Origin of the sequence: Izhakiella capsodis (assembly GCF_900115045.1) — a bacterium.
GTDB lineage: Bacteria > Pseudomonadota > Gammaproteobacteria > Enterobacterales > Enterobacteriaceae > Izhakiella > Izhakiella capsodis.
Window position 1 is genome coordinate 677,646 of the sequence record NZ_FOVC01000001.1, and the last position, 23,824, is coordinate 701,469.

18 protein-coding genes are annotated in these 23,824 nt (G+C 50.2%); 6 read left to right on the forward strand and 12 right to left on the reverse strand.

The genetic code is table 11. The features are described from left to right. The first annotated feature begins 12 nt into the window (after positions 1 to 12). The 3 genes from hchA to BM191_RS03120 all read left to right on the forward strand — a co-directional run bounded on the left by hchA (position 13) and on the right by BM191_RS03120 (position 3,620). Positions 13 to 888, forward strand: coding sequence for a glyoxalase III HchA (hchA, locus tag BM191_RS03110; RefSeq protein ID WP_092874995.1), 876 nt, complete (start codon positions 13 to 15; stop codon positions 886 to 888). Between the two features lie 663 nt (positions 889 to 1,551). Next, positions 1,552 to 3,018, forward strand: coding sequence for a catalase KatB (gene katB / locus BM191_RS03115; RefSeq protein WP_230479505.1), 1,467 nt, complete (start codon positions 1,552 to 1,554; stop codon positions 3,016 to 3,018). A gap of 62 nt (positions 3,019 to 3,080) precedes the next feature. Further along, positions 3,081 to 3,620: an ankyrin repeat domain-containing protein gene (locus BM191_RS03120; RefSeq protein WP_092875000.1), complete on the forward strand. Its 540-nt coding sequence runs from the start codon at positions 3,081 to 3,083 to the stop codon at positions 3,618 to 3,620. Between the two features lie 500 nt (positions 3,621 to 4,120). On the opposite strand, the gene BM191_RS03125 is transcribed toward BM191_RS03120, so the two are convergent. Continuing rightward, complete coding sequence (locus BM191_RS03125; RefSeq protein ID WP_092875003.1) at positions 4,121 to 4,414, reverse strand: hypothetical protein; 294 nt, start codon at positions 4,412 to 4,414, stop codon at positions 4,121 to 4,123. A 402-nt stretch (positions 4,415 to 4,816) separates the two neighbouring features. On the opposite strand from BM191_RS03125, the gene BM191_RS03130 reads away from it, so the two are divergent. After that, the gene (locus BM191_RS03130; protein WP_143088782.1) at positions 4,817 to 7,738 is read left to right on the forward strand and encodes a hypothetical protein; all 2,922 of its coding nucleotides are present in this window, start codon (positions 4,817 to 4,819) and stop codon (positions 7,736 to 7,738) included. A gap of 40 nt (positions 7,739 to 7,778) precedes the next feature. On the opposite strand, the gene BM191_RS17010 is transcribed toward BM191_RS03130, so the two are convergent. The 9 genes from BM191_RS17010 to BM191_RS03170 all read right to left on the reverse strand — a co-directional run bounded on the left by BM191_RS17010 (position 7,779) and on the right by BM191_RS03170 (position 18,566). Continuing rightward, positions 7,779 to 8,420, reverse strand: coding sequence for a glycosyltransferase family 9 protein (locus BM191_RS17010; RefSeq protein ID WP_230479491.1), 642 nt, complete (start codon positions 8,418 to 8,420; stop codon positions 7,779 to 7,781). Further along, entirely contained in the window at positions 8,345 to 8,890 is a 546-nt protein-coding gene (locus tag BM191_RS17015) for a glycosyltransferase family 9 protein (RefSeq protein ID WP_230479492.1), read from the reverse strand. The genes BM191_RS17010 and BM191_RS17015 overlap by 76 nt, the downstream gene beginning before the upstream one ends. A 214-nt stretch (positions 8,891 to 9,104) precedes the next feature. Beyond that, entirely contained in the window at positions 9,105 to 9,932 is an 828-nt protein-coding gene (locus BM191_RS16710) for a hypothetical protein (protein ID WP_177203280.1), read from the reverse strand. 146 nt (positions 9,933 to 10,078) lie between these two features. Continuing rightward, positions 10,079 to 10,444, reverse strand: a complete 366-nt coding sequence (locus BM191_RS03145) for a DUF488 domain-containing protein (protein ID WP_092875009.1) — start codon at positions 10,442 to 10,444, stop codon at positions 10,079 to 10,081. A 93-nt stretch (positions 10,445 to 10,537) separates the two neighbouring features. Next, a complete protein-coding gene (narI, locus tag BM191_RS03150; RefSeq protein WP_092875012.1) occupies positions 10,538 to 11,218 on the reverse strand; it encodes a respiratory nitrate reductase subunit gamma in 681 nt (226 codons plus the stop codon). Then, positions 11,218 to 11,901, reverse strand: coding sequence for a nitrate reductase molybdenum cofactor assembly chaperone (gene narJ / locus BM191_RS03155; RefSeq protein ID WP_092875014.1), 684 nt, complete (start codon positions 11,899 to 11,901; stop codon positions 11,218 to 11,220). Before narJ ends, narI begins: the two co-directional genes overlap by 1 nt. Beyond that, positions 11,901 to 13,433: a nitrate reductase subunit beta gene (narH, locus tag BM191_RS03160; protein ID WP_092875017.1), complete on the reverse strand. Its 1,533-nt coding sequence runs from the start codon at positions 13,431 to 13,433 to the stop codon at positions 11,901 to 11,903. The genes narJ and narH overlap by 1 nt, the downstream gene beginning before the upstream one ends. Further along, positions 13,433 to 17,149, reverse strand: coding sequence for a nitrate reductase subunit alpha (locus tag BM191_RS03165; RefSeq protein WP_092875020.1), 3,717 nt, complete (start codon positions 17,147 to 17,149; stop codon positions 13,433 to 13,435). The genes narH and BM191_RS03165 overlap by 1 nt, the downstream gene beginning before the upstream one ends. A gap of 22 nt (positions 17,150 to 17,171) precedes the next feature. Further along, on the reverse strand, positions 17,172 to 18,566 hold the full coding sequence (locus BM191_RS03170; RefSeq protein ID WP_092875022.1) for a NarK family nitrate/nitrite MFS transporter: 1,395 nt from the start codon (positions 18,564 to 18,566) through the stop codon (positions 17,172 to 17,174). Between the two features lie 268 nt (positions 18,567 to 18,834). Between BM191_RS03170 and BM191_RS03175 the strand changes: the two genes are divergently transcribed. Next, positions 18,835 to 20,472 (forward strand): histidine kinase, encoded by a 1,638-nt coding sequence (locus BM191_RS03175; RefSeq protein ID WP_177203281.1) that lies wholly within the window; start codon positions 18,835 to 18,837, stop codon positions 20,470 to 20,472. Between the two features lie 18 nt (positions 20,473 to 20,490). After that, positions 20,491 to 21,135: a two-component system response regulator NarL gene (gene narL / locus BM191_RS03180; RefSeq protein ID WP_092875026.1), complete on the forward strand. Its 645-nt coding sequence runs from the start codon at positions 20,491 to 20,493 to the stop codon at positions 21,133 to 21,135. 5 nt (positions 21,136 to 21,140) lie between these two features. Here the strand turns inward: narL and feoB are convergent, their stop codons facing one another. Continuing rightward, positions 21,141 to 23,486: a Fe(2+) transporter permease subunit FeoB gene (gene feoB, locus BM191_RS03185; RefSeq protein ID WP_092875028.1), complete on the reverse strand. Its 2,346-nt coding sequence runs from the start codon at positions 23,484 to 23,486 to the stop codon at positions 21,141 to 21,143. Further along, positions 23,483 to 23,710, reverse strand: a complete 228-nt coding sequence (gene feoA / locus BM191_RS03190) for a ferrous iron transporter A (RefSeq protein WP_092875030.1) — start codon at positions 23,708 to 23,710, stop codon at positions 23,483 to 23,485. Before feoA ends, feoB begins: the two co-directional genes overlap by 4 nt. Positions 23,711 to 23,824 lie beyond the last annotated feature (114 nt).

Consider the following 23,824-nt stretch of genomic DNA (forward strand, 5'->3'; position numbering starts at 1 on the left):
AAGGGGGCTATCATGTCTAACTTAGCATCTGAAAATCGCAATCCAGTTCCTGATGTTGCTGAAGAAAATGCATTTTTCCCATCGCCTTACTCTCTGAGTAAATACACTTCATCAAAGACAGATTTTTGCGGCGCCCACTATCCTGCGCCTTATAAAGGAGGCAAGTGGAAGGTATTGATGATTGCGTGTCAGGAACGCTATCTGATGATGCAAAATGGAAAGTTTTTCTCTACCGGGAACCATCCTGTGGAGATGTTATTACCCATGCACCACATGGATCTTGCCGGGTTCAACATTGACATTGCTACGCCATCTGGCGATCCGGTTAAACTTGAAATGTGGGCTTTTCCTTCAGAGGATGAGGCGGTCAGAGTCACATATGAGAAGTATCGCCTTCAACTTAAACAGCCCAAAAAACTGACTGAAGTGGTGAAGGATCTAGATGCTGGCAATTATATCGGCATTTTTATACCGGGTGGTCACGGAGTATTAAACGATATCCCCTTCAGCGAAGACGTGAAAAAAGCGCTTTACTGGGCCAATAAAAACGACCGCTATGTCATTTCACTGTGCCACGGACCTGCCGGTTTATTGGCGGCAAGTCTGGGCGAGAATAAAGAAAACTTCCTGTATCGGGGTTACGAAATCTGCGTTTTCCCTGACATGCTCGATACCGGCGCAAATATTGATATCGGCTATATTCCGGGCCAGATGCCCTGGCTGGTCGGTGAACGTCTTAGCGCATTGGGCGTCAGGATCATCAACAGTGATATCACGGGAAAAGTCCATAAAGATCGTCGTTTATTAACCGGTGACAGTCCATTGGCGTCCAATAATCTCGGCAGGTTAGCCGCAGAGACATTGCTGGCCGAGGTCGCCGCACAATAAGCAGTGTCATTGTGCGGCAGGCCTTAAACCGCTCTCACCAAAGAAAGCGGCCAGTCACCGTCTTTATGCATCGGCTTATCAGTTCGCTGAAGCAACGGTTTTTGAGGGTTCCGTCGGATACAGCGCCTTTAGGCTGGCGTGCTTTACGCCTTCAATCTTGAAATGAAAGGAGGTGTGGTGTATCAGGATCAGGGTTTCTGGGTTGACGGCGGTGACGGGGGAGGGGGCGCGGCTATCACGGCAATTAGCATGCTTCCAGGCAAGCAAACCTCCATCATTCTCCCTTTTAACTAATATTTTTTATCCCAGTTAATAAAGGCAGGTACGTCAATCCGTATAGCCTATTACTTCAATAGCGCATAATGGCTCACAAATAGATGCAATACCCTGTAAAGTGTGTGGCGTTACAGGCAGATTGTCCTGATCCAGGAATGCAGGACAGCCCTTTGCATTTATTACATACAGCGCCAGCCTCTGGGAAATTATGCGCCGACTGACGATTTTCCTTGTCCTCTGCGGCCTGCTGGTGCGTGCGATAGAACGGAATTACGTTTCACGACAATAAACGATAAGGATAGCGTTATGAGCAATACTCGTATCACAGGCGGTTACATTACGCGAAAAAAGTTGCTGGTTGCTTTAACCTCACTGGCCATCAGCCCGATGGCAGTGGCAGACACCTTAACCCGTGATAATGGTGCAGCGGTGGGTGATAATCAGAATTCACAAACTGCCGGTGCCAACGGTCCGGTGCTTTTGCAGGATGTACAACTTCTGCAAAAGCTACAGCGTTTCGATCGCGAGCGTGTACCGGAACGCGTGGTACATGCCCGCGGCGCAGGCGCGCATGGTGAGTTCACCGCCACTGCGGACATTTCCGATTTAACGAAGGCGAAAGTGTTTACTGCGGGTAGCACAACGCCAGTGTTTGTTCGTTTTTCAAGCGTAGTACACGGCAATCACTCACCGGAAACGCTGCGCGATCCTCGGGGATTCGCGACCAAGTTTTATACCACTGAAGGCAACTGGGATCTGGTCGGTAATAACTTCCCCACGTTCTTTATTCGTGATGCGATAAAATTCCCGGATATGGTGCATGCGTTCAAGCCTGATCCCCGCACCAATCTGGATGACGATTCACGGCGTTTCGATTTCTTTTCTCACCTGCCGGAATCGATCCGCACCCTGACGCTGCTCTATTCCAACGAAGGGACACCGGCTTCTTACCGCAATATGGATGGCAACAGCGTTCATGCTTACAAGCTGGTGAATAATAAAGGTGAAGTGCATTACGTCAAGTTTCACTGGAAAACGCTGCAGGGGATTAAAAATCTGGATCCACAACAGGTTGAGCAGGTACAGGGAAAAGATTACAGCCATATGACGCACGATTTGGTGGCGGCGATTAATCGGGGCGACTATCCCAAATGGGATCTCTATATTCAGGTTCTGAAGCCTGAGGATCTGAAGTCGTTTGATTTTGATCCACTGGACGCGACCAAGATTTGGCCTGACGTGCCGGAGCGTAAAATTGGCCAGATGGTGCTGAATAAAAATACCGACAATGTATTCCAGGAAACTGAGCAGGTGGCGATGGCACCATCCAACCTGGTGCCAGGAATAGAACCTTCGGAAGATAAACTGCTACAGGGCCGCCTGTTTGCCTATGCCGATACTCAGTACTACCGTATCGGAGCCAATGCGCTCAGCCTGCCGATTAATCGTCCGCATAGCCCGGTTAATAACGGCAATCAGGACGGCCGCCTCAACAGTGGGCATACCCTTGATAAGGGGGTGAATTACCAGCCGAGTCGCATCTATCCGCGTGAAGAGCTTAGCTCTGCCCGATACAGCCGTACACTGCTGAAAGGCACTACCCAGCAAAGTAAAATCCAGCGTGAACAGAACTTCAAACAGACCGGCGAGCTGTACCGCTCTTACAGCAAGAAAGAGCAGAACGATCTGGTGAACAGCCTGGGCACGTCGCTGGCTGGTGCAGACAAGGAGAGCAAGAACATCATGCTGTCTTATTTCTATAAAGCAGATAAGGATTACGGTACGCGTCTGACTGGCATAGCAAAAGGGGATTTGGGCACAGTACAGAAATTAGCGGATAAACTATCCGACTGACACCGACGATAAGCGCCAGCACCACAGTGTAGGCTTTTTAGCAGGATGATGAGCAAAACGTGATGAAAGCACTTTATCTGTTGTTTTTCCTGGCGGCCGCGCCGATGGCTGCCATTCAGGCTCCGAACAACGCCAGCGAAAAACAGATCAAACAGCAGCTAAACAACTATCTGTGGGATGCTGCACGAACGGGAAATAACGGCGTTATCGACGATTTTATCGCCGCCAGATACAATCTCAACGTGCAGGATGAACGCGGTTATACCGCAGTGATCCTGGCGGCCTATCATGGCCATCGGGCGACAGTGGAAAACCTGCTGAACGCTGGTGCCGATCCTTGTCTGCGTGATAAACGCGGCAATACTGCACTGATGGGGGCTATTTTTAAAGGCGAAGTGAAAATAGCAGGGCAGTTGATAACCGCAAAATGCAATCCGGATACGCGTAATAATGCCGGGCAGACCGCGGCCATGTATGCGGCCTTGTTTCAGCGACACTCGTTGCTGGAACAGCTTAAGGCCAAAGGGGCTGACATGAACGCTACTGACGTCAACGGCAACAATGTCGCCGCGCTGGCGCGCGGCGACATTAATAACCCTTGATCAGATAGATCATTGAGGTGCACAACCTGTCAGATTCCCGGATGTGCGCAGCACAGAGGTAGGTTATTGGTGAAAAGAGCCGTCTCGCCGTTTATTTAATTCAAAATCTTTTTCAGGTGTGTTGAACTGATCCTCTCACGCGGAATTTAAACACGCTGCAGATACCGGCAGGATTATGCATGTTGAGCTTCCTGTCTTCACGCCCTGAAAAATTCCACAATCCAGGGCATGGGGAACAGGGCAAAATCAACCAGTATATTGGTAAATAACGCTAATTTAACATAATATACATTATGCGCACCAACGGTAAGGTTAGCGGAATCTGGTGGGAATCGTTGACACTGGCTGAGTTGTTATGCAGAACATCAAAGATCTCTATTATGAGATGCGAACAAATAATCTTCGTAAAGATAATACTTACGACACAGATGCGTACAAGGGCGTTATGCGTACCAACGTAGTGTACATGAAATTCTGACGCGCTCAGTACCGTTATCCTTTTAACACCTTTCCACCGTCTGAATCTCAAACACGTAACAGAAAACAGTGACCTGTGGTGCAGGAACGTCCACAGACTGTCGCGTTGGCCGACGGGCATCAACGGAAAACGACACGTGGTAGGAATCGGAAACAAGCGCCTGAGCAAGAATGAACGGATGGGCGAATATGTCACGCCAGAGCACCGTTATTGCCTGCGAAACAGGCACGCCAGTCAGGGAAAGCCAGCGCCGCCCTGCTCTGCCTGTGCTGCCAGGACAGTAAAAAAAAGTAATGACAATAAGTATTTTTTTCATGATGCAGTATCGGTAAGCGTGGATCGTAAACTCACGGCAGGTGTAGCCTCACGAGGGTGCGTGTTAGTGACTATGTCATATAATGCAGCCTTTTCAGTTGGATCCAAGTTCAATGCCTCATGAACGGCTACCGCGAGTCTGCTGCTCACCGGCCCCCACCGTTTGCCGGAGCGGAGTCGTGCAGATTACCTGTGCTGGCACTGCTGCATGAAAACTACAGTGAATTTGGCCCGCATATTGGAAGCTGAAAATCTCAGGGGACGTCATGCTATTGTTATTTCAGTTATAAAACACTCAGAAAATATATGCTGTTCAAGAAAATAATCGATAAAAATGGTTTATTGATAGTAATGCAGGCACCGATATGTAATTAATTCATTTTTATATGAAGGGTTATCAGGAATGTCTGTATCAACATGTCAGCACAGGGTTTCAGCGGGATCTCACCAGAATAAGTTACACGATAGTATCAGGAGAAAAAGCATAAGATTGATACAGGGCATGAGGTTTGACAGCAGTTCAACCCCGGATGATATAGGTCGCTTTGGATGCGATATCAGTAAGGTCACCAATTCTAGCGAAGTAATCAATCACGCATCTTATCAGGCTGTAGCTACACCTAAGAGCATTCTAGTTCCACTAATAATGCTGCTGAGCCAAGTCAGGTTAACCGATAGCCAGTGTTTGTCAGAAAAAACAGCAATTATTTCTGACAAAGACAGCGACTTATACCCACTAATACCCCTAAATCCAGTGAGTTCAAATTACAGCAGCATATTTGATCCTGCTATGTATAATCGAGAATCGATTCACAGAAATAGTCATGTCCGACTCAGAAGATCATTAGCGGAAGATCACCCTACTCACTCCTATCCAGATTTCTATAAATCAATACCTGCCGATGCGAAACTAAAATCAGAGCATTTTGATTCAGACCGTAATATACGGTATCAAGATCTCTCAGATAAAATGAAGAAAAATACCTACTCATATGCTATTCAATTCGCACTTCAAAAAATAGAAAACGATAAACAATTAAATAAAAAAATTAGAGATATGGCTTATTTGACCCGAATAGGTTCAAAAAAACTTATTCCTGTAGATTTAAAAGGCTGCAAGATAAATAATGCACTTTTCCTTCCAGATAGTCTCAACGCTAAGTCTGGCATTCTTATTTCTTTGAATTCTGAAAAGCTTTACAATTACGTCGAGAGCGGAAAGGATCTTCCAGATGATATCAGGGAGGGAATGCCTTATCTGGCATCTATTCCAAAAATTAAATTTCGTGACTCTAATGCTCCAGGAACTATAGATATATATTACGAGAGCTGCGATATTTTTTTAAATACAATGAGGCAAAGTGAAAAATTTTTCAATAACTATTTCAACCAAGACAATTCAAAGCCAATGAGCATTGAAGAAATTTCTGAATATCTCACTAATATTATCGAAAAAGATTATTTGCTTAAAAATAAGGAAATAGTAAACGACTCATTGATTTTAAGAGCTATTGCTGGAGCTCACATCCCTGTATCAGAAGTCAGTATAGCCGAGAAAAGCTATCATCTTGAATTAACATTAGATTACTTAACTCCCCAAAATTACCTGCGATCATTCGCCAGACCCTTTTCCATTCTCAGTGGAGAGATGCAGTTGGTATCCAGCTCCCTTAAGGGGGAAACAGTACAAGAAACTGATGCAAATGTTCATCAGGCTGAGTATATAGGGAGTTGGGTTGATGTGAGTGTAGGGGCAATCACTTCGTTTACGCCAGTAGGATTTGTTGTTAACTCCTTGCAGGCAGCTGCGGAAATCGCCGCAGACGTGGCGGAAGGAAAGGAACTGGATCCCTTAGCGGTATCTGCTCTGGTTGTTGGGAGTATACCTGGCGGTAAAATAGCCGCTAAAGTGGCAAAGTTTACCTCGATTGGTGGAAGTGCAGTTAAATACGGACTTATGGTGAGTAACAAATTCTTAGATCTCGGGATCTTAGCAGAAAGTATCAAAACAGCTCTGGACACTGGTGAGCCACTTGCTATTTACCAGGCATTTCTGACCAGCGGCCTTAGCGTATCTGACTCTTATCATATGACTCGTAATATATGTGAAAAATATCCAAGTACAGAGATTATCCAGCATATGGATGAACCAAATCTTTTAGAACACTTGGGAATGATACAAAATAATTCACCGGTCTATTCTTTAACGGTTGATATGGCTGTACGCTCATTCATGTTCGGTGAGGAAATGTTGTTTGGACGAATAGAAAAAGGCGAAATTTTTGTATCACGTGATGGTGGTGTCACCTGGCGTAAGGGAAGTAAGATTCATTTGTTAGCATATAGGCTACAAAATGCTGGGGGTAGAAAAAATAAGCCAATCGAAAGGATTGAGAACATGAGTAAAAATCATGCAAGAGAAATACGCTCACTGGTTTGGGCATCAAGAGTTAAAGCAATAAAGTGTCAGAGAAGAGCCCTGAAAATCCTAGAAAGTCGAAAGGAAAATGACATAGCTAATGTAAAAACTATATTTGATATATTTATTGGCAAACCTACTGACGACATTAAATATTCTATTTTTAAAGAGAAAACAAAAAAACTGATCAAAAGCCAAATTAAAGTCTTGAGTAAATTCAGATTTTCAAAAGAAATGATATATCAGGGTGGATTCAAAGAATCTCAACCCAGCCGTATATTTGAAACGCAGTATGTGGCTGGTGCTGAGAGTAGTGAGCATACTCCCATCACAATCACGGTGTTCGCAGGCAGTCTTGTTGAGACGAATAACCGATTGGGATATTCAAAGGGAAAATTCGAAAGCTTTATTTCTACGGCTCTGATCCATGAAAGTTATCATATTCTTACCAAGAAATCACCTGACATATGTTATCCAAGACTTTACGAAGATAAATTAGATATATCTGCGATCGCAAAGTTGACTTCACCATTATTACGGAAACTGAGGATTAAAGTCTCATTAGCAAACACCGATTCAATTACGAAGGCATTTGATAACGGTTGGGGTAGTGAAAAAATTCCTGATATCATTAAAGATGAAAACTTAGCCCTTAGAGAGCAGAAGTTAAAGAGTCTGGTTAACGAAAGGCTATCTCTCGCAGATGAGAATGTCTGGATGAATCCAGATAATACAGCTTACATGATTACATTACTGAGCTATCTCTATGAAGATGTGTCTAAATTCAAAAGTTTTATTAATCGCTATGAAGTTTGGATAGGAAATATAAAAGAACCACTACCCTGGAGCTTCAGCGATGTTGCCGATGATACCAGGATGGTATTCAAATACGCTGATCATGCTTAACGTAATTCTCTAAAAAGCCATTATTTTTATCTGCGCCAACTCAAGTCAACTCTTCTGAAACCCGATCGCGAGCATTGGCACGAAGAGATTGATTAACATTCATATATACCTCTTCTACCCTGATGGCAGTAATTCCTTCATTTTTGTCGTCAGGAACCACCATCCGATGCAGATGCAGATCCTGAATCGGTGCGGCTCCGGCTGTGGAAGCACTGCCGAACAGAGTGACTACCGGCGTTTTCAACGCGACGGCAACGTGCAATGGGCCGGTATCACCGACGACCAGACAGGAAAAGCTGGCAATACATGCTGCGAGCTGTTTTAAATTAGTTTTTCCGGCCAGATTGCGTACGTTCTCTCGTCCGTCATCCAGGCCGTCGATAATGCTCTGGTTTAGCGCCCTCTCATTCGTCCCGCCAATCAGTACAATATCCACCTGCGGATGCTGAGCAAGCAGCATCTGAATTAGCCGGGTGAACTTTTCGGCCGGCCAGCAGCGCTCAGGACTTGATGCGCCGGCATGTATGCCAATGATCGGTTTTGTGGGTTGCTCTGCGGTAAAAGGTGCGGGAAGGAACATCGCTTTTGACGGCGTGTTAATACCAACTAAATTAAGCAGACGGGCTTTCTGCTCAATAAAGTGGATGCCACCTTGCTCACGATGGTCATAGTGTGCGGACAAAAAGCGAGCCAGTGCAAAATTCTTTCTGCCGTGATAATCATTGAAGTAAACATCTTTGATGATATAGGTCGAGAATGCCATTGAGGCAGCCATGATGTCATAGGGTGTAGCGCATGAAGGATAAAGGTTGCATCAACCTTGTGTCGACGTAAAGTCGCGGCGACTCTTATGACGCTGTTTACTTTCCCGTTCCAAAAAATAATTTCATCGAACAGTCCGCTTCCTGCAACCAGTGCCTCATTACGTTGATTAATAACCAGCAGCAACTTTGCATGTGGCCAGCGCGCCTTGATTGCACCCATTGCCGGGGTATTTAAGATGAAATCACCGAGTGCGGTAGTGGAGAAAATTGCAATAGTGTTAATAATATGTTGTTCATCAAAGCGGGTAATTTTTTTTACTTTATAGCCGGTAACCTTCCAGATATTGAGGAAAAAAACCGCTGCTAGTTGTTTTGCAATCTTACCCATAGATCCTCGCCGCCGCCATTTTAGCCGATCCGGACATTAACATCCTTATGCCCCTTTTTTTGAAGAGAAATAATAGCAGATTGATTTAGCGCCCAACTAATTTTATCGAGATATTATTTGCTTGCGTTTAAAAGAGAGTGTCACGTTTATCACTGCCCTCCCCTTAATCAGAATTAACACCGGACAGTGATGAGTAATAAACGAACATGCAGGATCAGTGACTGTTCAATGAAGAAGATGACGTTGTTGCTGTATCTGGCTCAGGAACTGTGGCCTGCGCGGAATGCGCCGATTCAGCTGTTTGCGGCGTGGCGCTTTCGGAATTATCAGAAGATGTGCCGGGAGCACTTGTCATGCTGTTAGCCGTGTTGGAACCCATTCCTGGCGTATTCGTTATCTCTGCGGCACCTGGCGTTGTGACGACCGCTGTCGGAGGTTGTTCTGTCGTTGCTGATGGCGTGTACGCTGGCACTGGTGTTACGGCAGCGGGGCTCTGATTTATATCGGCAGCTGTGGTGTTGCCTGGGGTAGTTTGTGCTGAGTTTAGTGGTGGCGTGATGCTCGTTGTTGCCTGAGGGGTGTCGCCATCGGCGCTCAGGTTCTGATTTGAGTTTGCCGGAGCCGGTTTAACGGCAGGGGCTGGCGACGGAACGGGTGTTGAGCCCGTTATCGTGAACCCGTATTGGTTACTGGTCACCGCGTAGGTAACATCCTGCACTGCGTGGGTATTGGTGATGATGTCAACCGGCTTAACGGTGACGCGACCATAGTTGAACAGCGTAGAAACGTAACCACCAATCTGATGCTTACCGGCCTTCAAATTAATATCCCGACTTTCGCCTGCCGGGAGTATTCCGACTTCTTTACCATCCACCGTTAAAAAAATACGGGACCCATCATCAGCGCGGGTTAGGAGGTGAGTGATATGAACACGTGTTGGCCCTGAGAAAGCCTCGCTGGCGTCATCGACGGCAGGCTTGGGGGTGCAGCCAAAGAGGAGTATTGTGGCGGGGATGCCAGCCAGCATTAAGCGCATGTGCATGCTGAAAACAAGCCTCTATAAAATACGAAAGCGTTATTGTAACCAACGTCATGTTTGGTTAACAGCAAGTTAATATTAAGCTTTTTCCCCAAAATTGTAAGGAAGCGTGGCCGTATGGCGCAAATAAGCGTGCTAAAAGCGATAGATTATGAAAGGGGCCAGAGCGGCTGAGTTTCAAGAAACTTTTTTAACACCAGCGCATGATTATGCTGGGTGTCACTGCTGGCGTATAACAACGTTACCGTCCCCTTCTCTGCAGTGGCAACCAGTGGCAGCCAGCAGCTGCGATCAAGCGCATACAGCTCTTGCCTGTAGGCCACACTAAAGGAGGAAAAGTCAATCAGCTGTCGATGTAACGCTAAGCGCAAATCTGCTGATGGCGCCAGATTTTTCAACCATCCATCCAGCACTAAATCAACTTTTTTGATACCACGGGGCCAGAGTCTGTCGATCAGCACCCGGTAGCCGTCGCTTTTTTCCACAATCTGATAAACACGTTTGCACTGAAACAACGTCGTCCCTCCATTGATCTCTTTTTCTAAATTACCGCCCTTTAAATGCGGCCAGTCGTCAGCCTGATTGAACTTGCGACCGGCCAGGACAGGTTATTTACGCAACCTCACCACCTGGTAGCGGCGAGTAAGATACTCCACCGGCGCGCTCCAGATATGCACCAGCCGCGTGAACGGAAATAGCAGGAACAGTGTCATGCCCAGAACCATATGCACCCGATAGATGAGATCCACGCCTTGAAGATGCGCGGCAGCATCGCCGTGGAAAGTTACTATCGACTGCGCCCAGCCGACCAGCTTCATCATTTCGCTACCGTCCATATGCTGCGCCGAGAAGTGGATGGTAATCAGCCCCAGCGACGCCTGAATAAGCAGCAGTGACAGGATCAAAATATCTGCAGTGCTGGAGGTAGAACGAACGCGGGCGTTGAACAGGCGTCGATACAACAGCATCAGCCCGCCCACTAACGTCATTGCGCCGCAAATGCCCCCGGCAATCATTGCCAGCTTTTGCTTGGTGGCGATCGGCAAAAAGCGCTCATACATCCAGTGCGGTGTCAGCAGGCCAAAGAAGTGGCCAAACAAAATGCCAAGGATGCCGATGTGGAACAAGTTGGAAGCAAGGCGCATTCCTTTACGGCTCATTAACTGGCTGGACCCTGCACGCCAGCTGTACTGACCGTAATCATAACGAACCCAACTGCCGATTAAAAAAACGCTGCCGGCAATATACGGGTAGATGTCGAAGAAAAAAAGCGTTAGAAAATGCGACATCACTGACCTCCTGACGTCAGGTTTAAATACTGCACCGCAGGTTGTCGGGCGAAACGTCGTTGATGCTGCTGCTGTGCACTATCGCACCCCCCGCTTTCACTCAGAAAACGCACCTGTTCCTCTTGCCACACTGCATCAAGCGCTGCCGGTGACCGATCATCACCTTCCTGGTGAACTTGTTTATTCAACTGCTCACTGTCAGCCTGGTAATCTATCCAGGCTAAAAGCTCTGCAAAAAGCGCAGCATACTGGCTGTTCTGATGACGCAAGCGTGCGGTGATCAGCGCCAGAATCGGCGCAATATCGTCAATACCCTGGCGGGCATCCTTCTCCGGCTGAACGCTGAGATACTCCAGATACAGCGGTAGATAATCCGGCAGCTCGCGCTCACTCAGAACCAGCCCGGCCTGCTCATAGCAGCTAAGCAAATCGACCATCGCCTGACCGCGATCGCGTGACTCTCCGTGAACGTGCTCGAACAACAGCAGTGACGTGGCGCGCCCGCGTTCAAATTGTGCCACCCAACGCGCTTCAGCTTCCAGCTGAGGGAGCGCGCAAAGTTCATCAATGAAAAGCTTCAGCTGCGGCAGCTGTTCACAAGCCTGCGTCAACTCCTGTTGGTGCTGCCAGATAGCTTGTTGTGGATAGTCCATCAGCAGCGAAATGACTTTTAATCGTTTCATTATCGGCTCCCGTCCTTTGCCTCGATTTCTATTGCATCGATACGGCGGCTATTGAACAGGTTGAAGCGGGTGTCACTACCGTGGCAGCCATCACCAAAACTGAATCCGCAGCCGTTACGTTCGGGGAAGGCATCACGTGCCAGCTCACGGTGCGAAGAGGGAACGACATAGCGATCTTCATAGTTGGCGATAGCCAGATAGCGGTACATCTCTTCAGCCTGGGCGACAGTAAGCCCGGTCTGTTGTAGTGCCCTGGTGTCGTCTATACCCTCCACGCTCTGGGCGCGTTTATAGTGACGCATGGCCATCAGGCGCTCCAGGGCCAGCTTCACGGGCTTTTCATCGCCAGCCGTCAGCAGATTGGCCAGATAGCGCATAGGAATACGCAGTGCGCTAACATCAGGCAACACGCCGTGATTCGACAAATTACCGGCATCCGCCTGTGACTGCACCGGGGATAACGGCGGCACATACCATACCATTGGTAGCGTGCGGTATTCCGGATGCAGCGGCAATGCCAGTTGCCAGTCGACCGCCATCTTGTAAACCGGGGAGTGCTGCGCGGCTTCAATAACGCTCCACGGAATACCTTGCTTTTCTGCTTCAGCGATCACCTGCGGATCGTGCGGATCGAGGAAAATATCCAGCTGGCGCTGATAGAGATCCTGTTCATGTTCAGTACTGGCGGCGTCAGCAATGCGATCAGCGTCGTACAGCAGTACGCCCAGATAGCGAATGCGTCCGACACAGGTTTCTGAACAAACGGTGGGCATGCCGCTTTCAATACGTGGATAGCAGAAAATACATTTTTCTGACTTACCGCTTTTCCAGTTGAAGTAGATTTTTTTATACGGGCAGCCGCTGATACACATACGCCAGCCGCGACATTTATCCTGGTCAATCAGTACGATGCCATCTTCTTCACGTTTGTAAATCGCACCGCTTGGACAGGTTGCTGCGCAGGCAGGATTGAGACAGTGTTCACAAAGACGCGGCAGATACATCATAAACGTCTGTTCGAACTGGCCGTAAATTTCGCGTTCAATACCAGCAAAGTTGCTGTCAGCGCTGCGCTTAGTGAACTCGCCGCCAAGAATCTCTTCCCAGTTTGGTCCCCCCTGCACTTTTTCCATACGCTCACCGGTGAGCAGGGAGCGCGGACGTGCAATCGGTTGATGCTTTCCTTTAGGCGCGTTTTGTAAGTGCTGGTAATCGAAAGTATAGGGCTCGTAGTAATCATCAATCTCCGGCATTACCGGGTTAGCGAAGATGTTATGCAGTACGCCGACTTTACTGCCGAGGCGTGGCTGCAAACGACCGTTAATTTTACGTATCCAGCCGCCCTTCCATTTCTCCTGGTCTTCCCATGCGTGGGGATAGCCGACGCCGGGTTTACTTTCTACGTTGTTAAACCAGGCATATTCCATACCTTCACGACTGGTCCAGACATTTTTACAGGTAACGGAACAGGTGTGACAGCCTATGCATTTATCGAGATTGAGCACCATGCCCACTTGAGATCGAATTTTCATCAGACGCGCTCCTGTGATTCATCGTCGAGCCAGTCAACGCGCTGCATTTTGCGCACCACGACAAATTCATCGCGATTTGAGCCGACCGTTCCGTAGTAATTAAAACCGTAAGATTGCTGAGCGTAGCCGCCAATCATATGGGTCGGTTTCGGAGTAATGCGCGTCACGGAGTTATGGATACCGCCACGCTGGCCAGTGATCTCCGATCCCGGAATATTTACTAAACGCTCCTGGGCGTGATACATCATGGTCATACCGGCAGGTACTCGCTGGCTGACGACCGCACGGGCCGTCAGTGCGCCGTTAACGTTAAAGGCTTCAATCCAGTCGTTATCTTCAATGCCCAGTTCGCGTGCATCCTCTTCGCTTATCCAGACTATTGGACCGCCGCGCGACAGGGTCAGCATCAGAAGGATATCGCTGTAAGTAGAGTGAATCCCCCATTTCTGATGCGGCGTAATAAAGTTGAGTGCTTTCTCCGGGTTACCATTGGGACGCAGGTTAAGCATGCTCTGAACACTGCGTGTATCGATCGGTGGACGATAAACCACCAAACTCTCGCCGAAATCACGCATCCACGGATGATCCTGATAAAGCTGCTGGCGACCGGTCAGTGTGCGCCAGGGTATCAGCTCGTGCACGTTGGTGTAACCGGCGTTATAGGAAACGTGTTCATCTTCAAGCCCTGACCAGGTCGGACTGGAGATAATTTTGCGCGGTTGCGCCTGGATATCGCGAAAGCGGATCTTTTCATCTTCCTTATTCAACGCCAGATGGCGATGATCGCGCCCGGTAATCTCGCCAAGAGCCTGCCAGGCACGTACGGCAACCTGACCATTGGTTTCGGGTGCCAGCGACAAAATAGTTTCCGCCGCGTCGATCGCCGTTTCAATTGCTGCCTGGCCGTTTTCTTTGACGCCGTTCAGACGCTTGAGCAGCTCGACTTCGCTTTGGGTATTCCAGTTTATACCTTTGCCACCGTTGCCGAGACTTTCCATCAGTGGACCAAGGGAGGTAAAGCGACGGTAGGTTTCCGGATAATTGCGCTCAACGCTAACCATTTGCGGTGCAGTCTGACCGGGGATCAGCGGGCATTCTCCGTGTTTCCAGTCATTCACCTCAAAAGGTTGTGACAGCTCCGCAGGAGTATCGTGCTGTAGCGGCAGCAGCACCATGTCGGTTTCCTCGCCGAGATGGCCGGGACACAACCGGGAGAAATGCCTGGCCAGCCCTTTATAGATATCCCAATCGCTACGTGACTCCCAGGCCGGATCGACGGCTGCTGACAGCGGATGAATAAACGGATGCATATCCGAGGTATTCATGTCGTCTTTTTCATACCATGTCGCGGTAGGCAACACGATATCCGAATAGAGGCAGGTACTGGACATGCGAAAATCGAGGGTGACTACCAGGTCCAGTTTGCCTTCGGTGGCCTGGTCCTGCCACTCCACTTCCAGCGGATGCTCGCCCCCCTGCTCTCCGAGATCTTTACCCTGGATACCGTGTTCGGTACCCAGTAGGTGTTTCAGAAAATACTCATGGCCTTTCCCTGACGATCCCAGCAGATTGGAGCGCCAGATAAACAGATTACGGGGATAGTTTTGCTCACGCTCTGGCTGCTCCGATGCCAGACACACGTTACCCTGCTGCATCTGTTGGCTCAGATACTCCTTATCCGTCATGCCCGCCTGCTGTGAGGCGGTGTGGATATGCAGTGGGTTCACATTCAGCTGCGGTGCGGATGGTAACCAGCCCATGCGTTCGGCGCGCACGTTAAAATCGATGAGATGCCCTTGATAGCGCGATTTATCCGCCAGCGGCGACAGCAGCGAACTGGCGCTTACTGTTTCGTAACGCCACTGGCTACTGTGATTATAGAAAAATGAGGTGCCGTTCATATGGCGCGGTGGACGCTGCCAGTCGAGGGCGAATGCCAGTGGCTGCCAGCCAGTTTGCGGACGCAGCTTTTCCTGACCTACATAATGCGCCCACCCCCCGCCGCTCTGACCAACACAGCCACAAAATACCAGCATGTTGATCAGGCCACGGTAGTTCATATCCATATGGAACCAGTGGTTGAGACCAGCACCGACGATAATCATTGAACGACCGTGAGTTTTTGCCGCGTTATCTGCGAACTCACGCGCAATACGAATGATGTCACCGCGCGGCACGCCGGTAATATGCTCAGCCCATGCCGGCGTGTAGGCGGTAATGTCGTTGTAGCTGGTAGCACAACCCCCCTCTTGCAGCCCCTGAGAGACGCCGTAGCTGGCAAGCGTCAGGTCGTAGACCGAGGTGACATAGACTTCGCGCCCGTCGGACAGAGTAAGACGCCGGGCTGGCACGGTGCGGACTAACACGTTATCCAGTTCAACAGCCTTAAACTGCGGGTGTGCGTCACCACCGAAATAAGGAAGGCCTACCGGGACAACCTCATCGTGTTGGCCTTTCAGGCCAAGGCGTAGCGTCACCGGTTTTTCAGCCGCTTTCGGCTCAAGGTTCCATTTGCCTTTTTCGCCCCAGCGGAAGCCAATGGAACCATTAGGAGCAACCAGCTCACCGCTATCCTCATCGATCGCCACCGTTTTCCACTGCGGCTGATTACTTTCACCCAGCTTATTACTGAGATCAGATGCGCGCAGCAGACGACCTGCAACCTGATAACCTTCCGGACGCGGCTCCAGTAAGACCAGCATTGGCAGGTCGCTGTAGTGACGTGCATAGTTAATAAAATAGTCACAGGGTTTATCAAGATAGAACTCGCGCAAGATCACATGGCCCATTGCCATCGCCAGCGCGCTGTCGGTGCCTTGCTTAGGTGCAAGCCACTGATCGCAGAGTTTAGCGACCTCAGCATAATCTGGCGTGATAGCAACGGTTTTAGTGCCTTTATAGCGGACTTCGGTAAAAAAGTGTGCATCCGGCGTTCTGGTCTGCGGCACGTTAGAACCCCAGGCAATGATGTAACCTGAGTTATACCAGTCTGCTGATTCAGGCACATCCGTCTGCTCTCCCCAGGTCATTGGCGACGCCGGTGGTAGATCGCAGTACCAGTCGTAAAAGCTCAGGCAAACGCCACCCAGCAGCGACAGATAGCGGGCACCCGCCGCGTAGGAAACCATTGACATCGCCGGGATCGGTGAAAAACCAGCGATACGATCCGGGCCCCAGGTTTTAATGGTATGAATATTGGCAGCGGCAATCAGCTCATTAAGCTCATTCCAGTCAGCGCGAACAAAGCCGCCGCGACCGCGTGCCTGTTTCCATTGTGACGCTTTCTGCGGATCGCTGACCAGCGCCTGCCAGGCGTTTACCGGATCGGAATGCTGGGCTTTAGCCTCGCGCCAGAGCGAGATTAGCGTCTGGCGTACCAGTGGATGTTTAAGACGATTAGCGCTGTAAATGTACCAGGAAAAGCTGGCCCCACGCGGGCAGCCGCGCGGTTCATGGTTTGGCAGATCGGGTCGGGTACGCGGATAGTCTGTCTGCTGCGTCTCCCAGGTAACTAAGCCGTTTTTGACGTATATTTTCCAGCTGCATGAACCGGTACAGTTAACGCCGTGGGTGGAACGCACGATTTTGTCATGCTGCCAACGCTGACGATAGCCCTCTTCCCAGTCCCGATTCTGGTTCCAGGTCTGGCCATGATCGTCAGAAAAAGTTTCCCCTTTTTGTTTAAAATAACGAAATCGGTCAAGAAATTTACTCATAACTCATTACTCCCATCAAATACTACGACGCAGGCTCACACTTTTTTTTGTTGTAAACGGTGGCGGTGATGACTGCGCAAATCAGGTAAAAGGCGAGGAAAACACCCATCGCACCTGCCGGAGAACCGGTCATTTTTAGTGAAATACCGAAAGCATTCGGAATAAAAAAACCGCCGATTGCACCGATGGCCGAAATAAAGCCCAGCGCGGCGGAGGTATCCGTGGCCGCCGCGTGCTGCGCAGCTTCATCGCTGGCACCACTTGCTTTGGCGCGCGCCAGGGTGCGGATTCGAAAAATCGTGGCGACCATCTGAAAGGTCGAGCCACTGCCCAGGCCAGCGCTGAAGAACAGCAGCATGAACACGATAAAAAAGGCGGTGAAACTACCACTGCTCCCAACGCCAGGCAGCGTAAGGAAAACCAGTCCGCTAAGTACTGCCATTACGAGATAATTAACTAAGTTAACCCGGTTGCCACCGAGCCGGTCAGAGATCATTCCGCCTAATGAACGTGCCAGTGCGCCAAGGAAGGGGCCAAAAAAGGCGTAATGTAAAATATCGGCTTGTGGAAACTGCGTACGGGTGAGCATGGCAAATCCGGCGGAAAATCCGATAAAGGAGCCGAAAGTGGCCAGATAAAGCAGTCCCAGTAACCACAAATCGCCGCGTGCCAGTACGGGCAACTGCTGACGTACCGAGGCTCTGGCGGTCGACAGATCATTCATGCCAAACCATGCTGCCAGGGTGGCAATGATCAGAAATGGGATCCACACCCAGGCTGCATTCTGTAGCCACAGCTGCGCACCGTCTGGCAGTGTCACCACTTTACCGTTAAAAGCACCATAAATAGACAGAGAAATTGCCAGCGGTGCCAGCAATTGCATCACACTGACGCCCATGTTGCCGATGCCGCCATTAATGCCTAACGCCGCACCCTGACGCGATTTGGGATAAAAGAAGCTGATATTGCCCATGCTTGAGGCAAAGTTAGCGCCTGCGAAACCGCACAGCAGTGCGATAACCATAAATACCTGGAAGCTGGTTTGTGGATTTTGCACTGCAAAGCCGAGCCATACGCAAGGGATTATCATGATAGCAGTGCTAATTGCTGTCCAACGTCGCCCTCCCATTAGCGGGACCATGAAAGAATACGGCACACGCATCAGCGCGCCGGAAACCGAAGGCAGCGCGGTAAGCAGAAACAGCTCATCGGTAGTAAAAGTAAAACCGGCTTTTGGTAAATTTACCGCGATGGCGCTGAACAGCATCCAGACGCAGAATGAAAGTAGCAGGCAGGGAACCGAAATTGCCAGATTGCGCCGGGCAACAGCATGTCCCGTTTGCTGCCAGAATTGAGGATTTTCGGGTTCCCACTGGTTGAGCTGGCGCCCTTTCACCGCTGGTGTATTATTCGTCATAATATTTTTTCCGGAACGAAAAGATGACGTTACGGTAAGAACGATAGCGATCGGCGGTGTTGATATACATCAAGGCGAAACGTAGCGCGTATTAATCATAATCACGGCATGTCCGAAAAAACCGGGATATACATTTAAAGGTGCTTTAAAAACAATGAGTTGCATAGCAAAGGCATGGAGGGGGACTTTCCGAATATTAAGGAGTACTCATAAAGGGGTATTGACTGCGTGTCGCATAAATAAATTGTTGAGCGCCCGACTCTCTCTGATGACTCAGCTGAGCAGCCTTATCCTGCTTATTGCCCTGACCTGCCTGGGCGGTGTGCTTCTCTCTGCGTGGCTAACGCGTAGTGTGGATGGCAATGCTCACGTGATAAACAACGCCGGATCACTACGGATGCTTAGCTATCGCCTGCTGTCAGAGGTTCCGGTTAAAGCAGAAGATGAAGCGGTATTTACACGTATCCGGCAACTGCTCTGGCAGCCGGAAATTATCAATGCGGCGGATACCGCCGGGCTGAAACCGTCTCTGATAGCGTTACAGCAACAGTGGTTACAGACTATCGCGCCGTCGCTGCGTGCAGCGCAGCAACGCGACGGCGTGAAAGCGCAAGTGGCAGGCTTTGTCGATAACATCAATAAACTGGTTCAAGCACTCGATAATCGAACTACCCGCCGCCTGGAACAGACCGCCCGCATGCACTTTTTACTGGTTATCGTGCTAATTACAGAGCTTCTGTTGATGCGCAGCTGGCTGCGTAAACGGGTGCTGCTCCCCTGGCGGGCGCTGATGGATCAGGCAGATAAAATTAGTCTGAGTGACTTCACACCGCGCGTTGCGGTTGATGGCAGTGACGAAATGGCCCAGCTTGCTTCCGCCCTAAACCAGATGACCGGCGCACTTTCTCAAAGTTATGGCCTGCTGGAGCAGCGGGTGCTGGAAAAAACCGCGACTCTGGCGCAAAAGCACGATGAACTGCGTTTTTTATTCGAAGCCAGCCAGCGCCTGCAAGGCAACGAACCTCTCAGCGAGCGTATTGCAGGCGTGCTGAAGCTACTGACCCACGTTACGCCACTGAACAATCCAACGCTGAAGAGTGGCCCGTTACCTGCGGCCGATGCCGCTAAGCATCACCTATACTGGCCGCTACGTCCGACGCAGCCAGAACACGACTATCTTAACGCCTGTCTTAACGACTCGACACCGCTGACCGCCGATCAACATCAGCTCATTGTTACGCTATGCGAAATGATCGCCAATACGCAGACCATCGCCCGCCAACAGGATTATCGTCAGCAGGTTGCACTCATGGAAGAGCGTGCCATCATTGCTCGTGAGCTGCACGACTCCATCGCACAATCTCTGAGCTGCCTTAAAATGCAGCTTGGCTACGTGCAAATGCAGCCGGGCCTGAAAGAGCCGAAAACCGCTGAGCTGCTGGGTCAGATGCGTCAGGAGCTTAATCGCTCATGGCAACAGTTACGTGAACTACTGACCACCTTCCGTGTGCAGCTCTCACAGCCGGGACTCCAACCGGCACTGGCGGAAACCTGTGACGAATTCACCTCCCGTCTTGGCTACCGTCCCGAGCTGGACTGGCAGACAGCTGATGCCGCTTTCACGCCTTCACAGGCGCTGCACGTCACCAATATCGTCCGCGAAGCCTTAAACAATGTGGTGCGGCATGCTTCAGCCAGTCAGGTAAAAATTACCGTCAAATGCAGCGCTAATCAGGTCTTTCTGCGGATCAGGGATAATGGCCGGGGCTTCGTCGCCGACAGTGTTGCCGATCAGCATTACGGACTGGCTATTATGCACGGTCGTGCTCAGGCCCTGAACGGTCAGTTCGGTCTGCACACCACGCCCGGCAGCGGTACACGTATTGATGTTAGCTTCCCTTTATAACCCACGATGATGATAGCCATGACCATGATGCCAGCAACGCTTCTACTGATTGATGATCACCCCACTCTGCGTCGCGGTATCTGCCAGCTTGTCAGTCTCGATCCTATGCTACAAGTGATCGGCGAAGCCGGTAACGGACCTGACGGGGTGCGCCTTGCCCGTGAGCATGATCCGGATCTAATCCTGCTGGATATGAACATGCCAGAATATGATGGGCTGGTGACGCTGAATGCCTTGCGACAGCAGCCTCTCTCTGGCCGGGTAGTGATATTCACCGTTTCGGATCTGCGACAGGACGTGATTGCCGCTCTGCAGCAGGGTGCCGACGGCTATTTACTCAAAGATATGGAGCCCGAAGCGCTGCTTGCCGCACTACATCAGGCGGCGGCTGGGGAAATGGTACTCAGTGATAACCTGGTGCCACTACTGGCTGAACAGCTACGTACACCACCGGCTCCTGCTAGCCTGGCGGCTAGCTCCCTGACCCCACGTGAAGAAGAAATACTGCGCCAACTGGCACGCGGACTGAGTAATAAGCTGATTGCTCGCGAGCTGGATATCAGTGAAAGTACCGTTAAAGTGCACGTTAAACATTTATTGCAAAAGCTTGGACTGCGTTCGCGCACTGAAGCAGCCGTCTGGCTGCTTCAGCGAAAACAATAACGTATTTAATGGCAAGCTTTGTTGGCTGAACACCCCGCACAGCCTCCTGAGCCGCAGCCTCCGGTCGGGCGATGGGGGGGGCTAACGAAGTCTATGCGACTGTTACGCTGACCCAGCCAGCGCAAGGCAGTGATTAACAGGGCATTAAAGCCAATCACCAGCAACAACCACCACCCGCTGCTGACGGGGTGCTGGCTGAACGTTACCGTCTGGTAATAGAGCGTTGCCAGAGACCAGGCCAGATCGAGCCCCCAGCCCATAGCAAACAGCATCCAGCGAACTCCTGATTCACGGGTGATAGCGCCCATGACCGATGCGCAGGGAACATACAACAGCACGAAAATCAGATAGCTGTAAGCTGAATGAACGCTGCCGAACTTTTTACTCATGGTGCCAGATGCACCGCTATCCATATCACCATCCCCTTTGCTGGCTTCTACCGGGTTAGCTAATACGCTGAGCGAGAACGTGCCTTTGATTGACTCCCATGTCTGGGAAACGGCGTTTTTAAGCTCACTGCTCAGGCTGAAAGCGGCCGGATCAAACGGCTCCTGCTGGATTGCCTGGGCGGTATAAAGCGTATTAAGCGTCCCAACGACCACTTCTTTAGCCATGGCGCCAGTTATCAGCCCCACCGTCGCTTGCCAGTTATCATGTCCGACGCCAATCGGTGACAATACCGGTGTCAGCGATTTGCTGACCACCGCCAGCGCAGAATTATCAATATTGCTCACTACGCTGCCGTTAAAAGCAAAGCTGCTTAAGCCGCCAATCAGCATACTGGCCAGTACGATCACCTTTCCAGCGCGTAAAGTAAAACCCTTTAACCTCAACCAGGTTTGCAGCAGCAAACTCTTAACATGCGGTACATGATAGAGCGGCAGGTCCATAATGAACGGCGTGGCTTCACCACGCATCAGGGTATATTTGAGGATCAGCCCGGTCGCGATTGCAGCCAGGATACCCAGAACGTAGAGCGAAAATACAATGCTGGCGCCGTGCTGACCAAAAAAAGTCGCCGCAAATACGGCGAATATCGCCAGTCTGGCACCGCAGGACATAAAGGGTGCCATCATCACGGTCATCAGGCGATCGCGCGGGGCATCAAGAGTTCTGGCCCCCATAATAGAGGGTACGTTGCAGCCGAAGCCAACAATCAGTGGAACAAAAGATTTTCCCGGTAGCCCAAGCATCTGCATCAGTCGGTCCATTACAAAGGCCGCGCGCGCCATGTAACCGGAGTCCTCCAGAAATGACAGGAACAGATACATCAAACCAATTTGCGGTACCAACGGCAAAACGGTGTTGATGCCCCCGCCGACGCCCTGGGCCAAGAAAACCGTCAGCCATGCAGGAAAATTCAGCTCAGCACCCAGCCAGCGTGCACCATCGATAAACACCGCGACTGAACCTAAATCAAACAGCGGCTGCAGCGCGCCGCCGAGATTAATCGACAGTAAAAACATCAAATACATGGTGAACAGAAAAACCGGCAACCCCAGCCAGCGATTAAGCACAATGCGATCCAACGCCACGGTGAGCGGGTTGAGTTGGGCCCGGCTGGCGGTTGTTACCTGCTGACAAAGTTGATTAATCACCCGATAACGGGCATCAGCTATCAACATGCTGGCTTCACTACCTGTAGCCTTTCTCACCTGACTCTGTACTTCAGCAACCAACGCACTCGCCTCACCCGCCGGTGCCCGACTCACGATGTCGCCGTTCAGCAATTGCTGAGCCAGCCAGAATTTGTGACGTTCGTTCAACTGCCTGGGCATTGCGCTGGTGAGAGTAGTAAAAGCCTGTTGTAAAGCCGGCGCATAGGGTAATTCCGGCAGCGCAGGAATCTGCCATGGGCGGTCTATCTGCGCTTTGAGTAACTCAATACCTTCACCACGGGTACTCACCAACGGAATTACCGGGCAGCCAAGCCGTTTCGCCAGTGCGGCCGTGTCAACTTCAATGTTCTGACTTTGCGCCATATCCAGCATATTCAGTGCCACAATGCAGGGAACACCGAGTGACAGCAGTTCAAACGTCAGAGCAAGGCTACGTTCCAGGCTGGACGCATCGACAACGTTAATGAACAGATCGGCTTCGCCATTCAGCAAGTACTGGCAGGCTATCTGCTCATCAAGCGATCCACTATGCGACAGCGTGGTTAATGACAAGGTGCCGGGCAAATCGACCAGAGTAACGTCTGAATTAGGTGTAGTGAAATGGCCCTGTTTGCGTTCAACGGTGACGCCAGCCCAGTTGCCGACTCTTTGACGTGCACCTGTTAGCTGGTTAAATAGTGTCGTTTTCCCGGCATTTGGATTCCCGATAAGCCCAATCGTGATGTTGTTCATGAGGCGACTTCCTGCAACTCAAGATGGATCATATCTTTTTTACGCAGCATCAGGCTGCTGCGACAGGTCCGGATTTCGACAGGATCACCTAATGGTGCGATGCGTACGATCTCAAATGTGCTACCAGGCAACAAACCAAATGACAATAGTTTCTGTCGCCATGCCGGTGGTATCTCCGGCGAGAAGCCAACGATTGCAAAGGTCTGTCTGGAATGAAAGTTCATCATATTGTCCTGGACGTGAGAGTAAATCAGGCGAAGGATTGGGATAGAGTAGTTATGGTAATAATTCTCATTATTGATTTCAATCAAAGTCCGGCAAAATGTTGTGGGATTTCG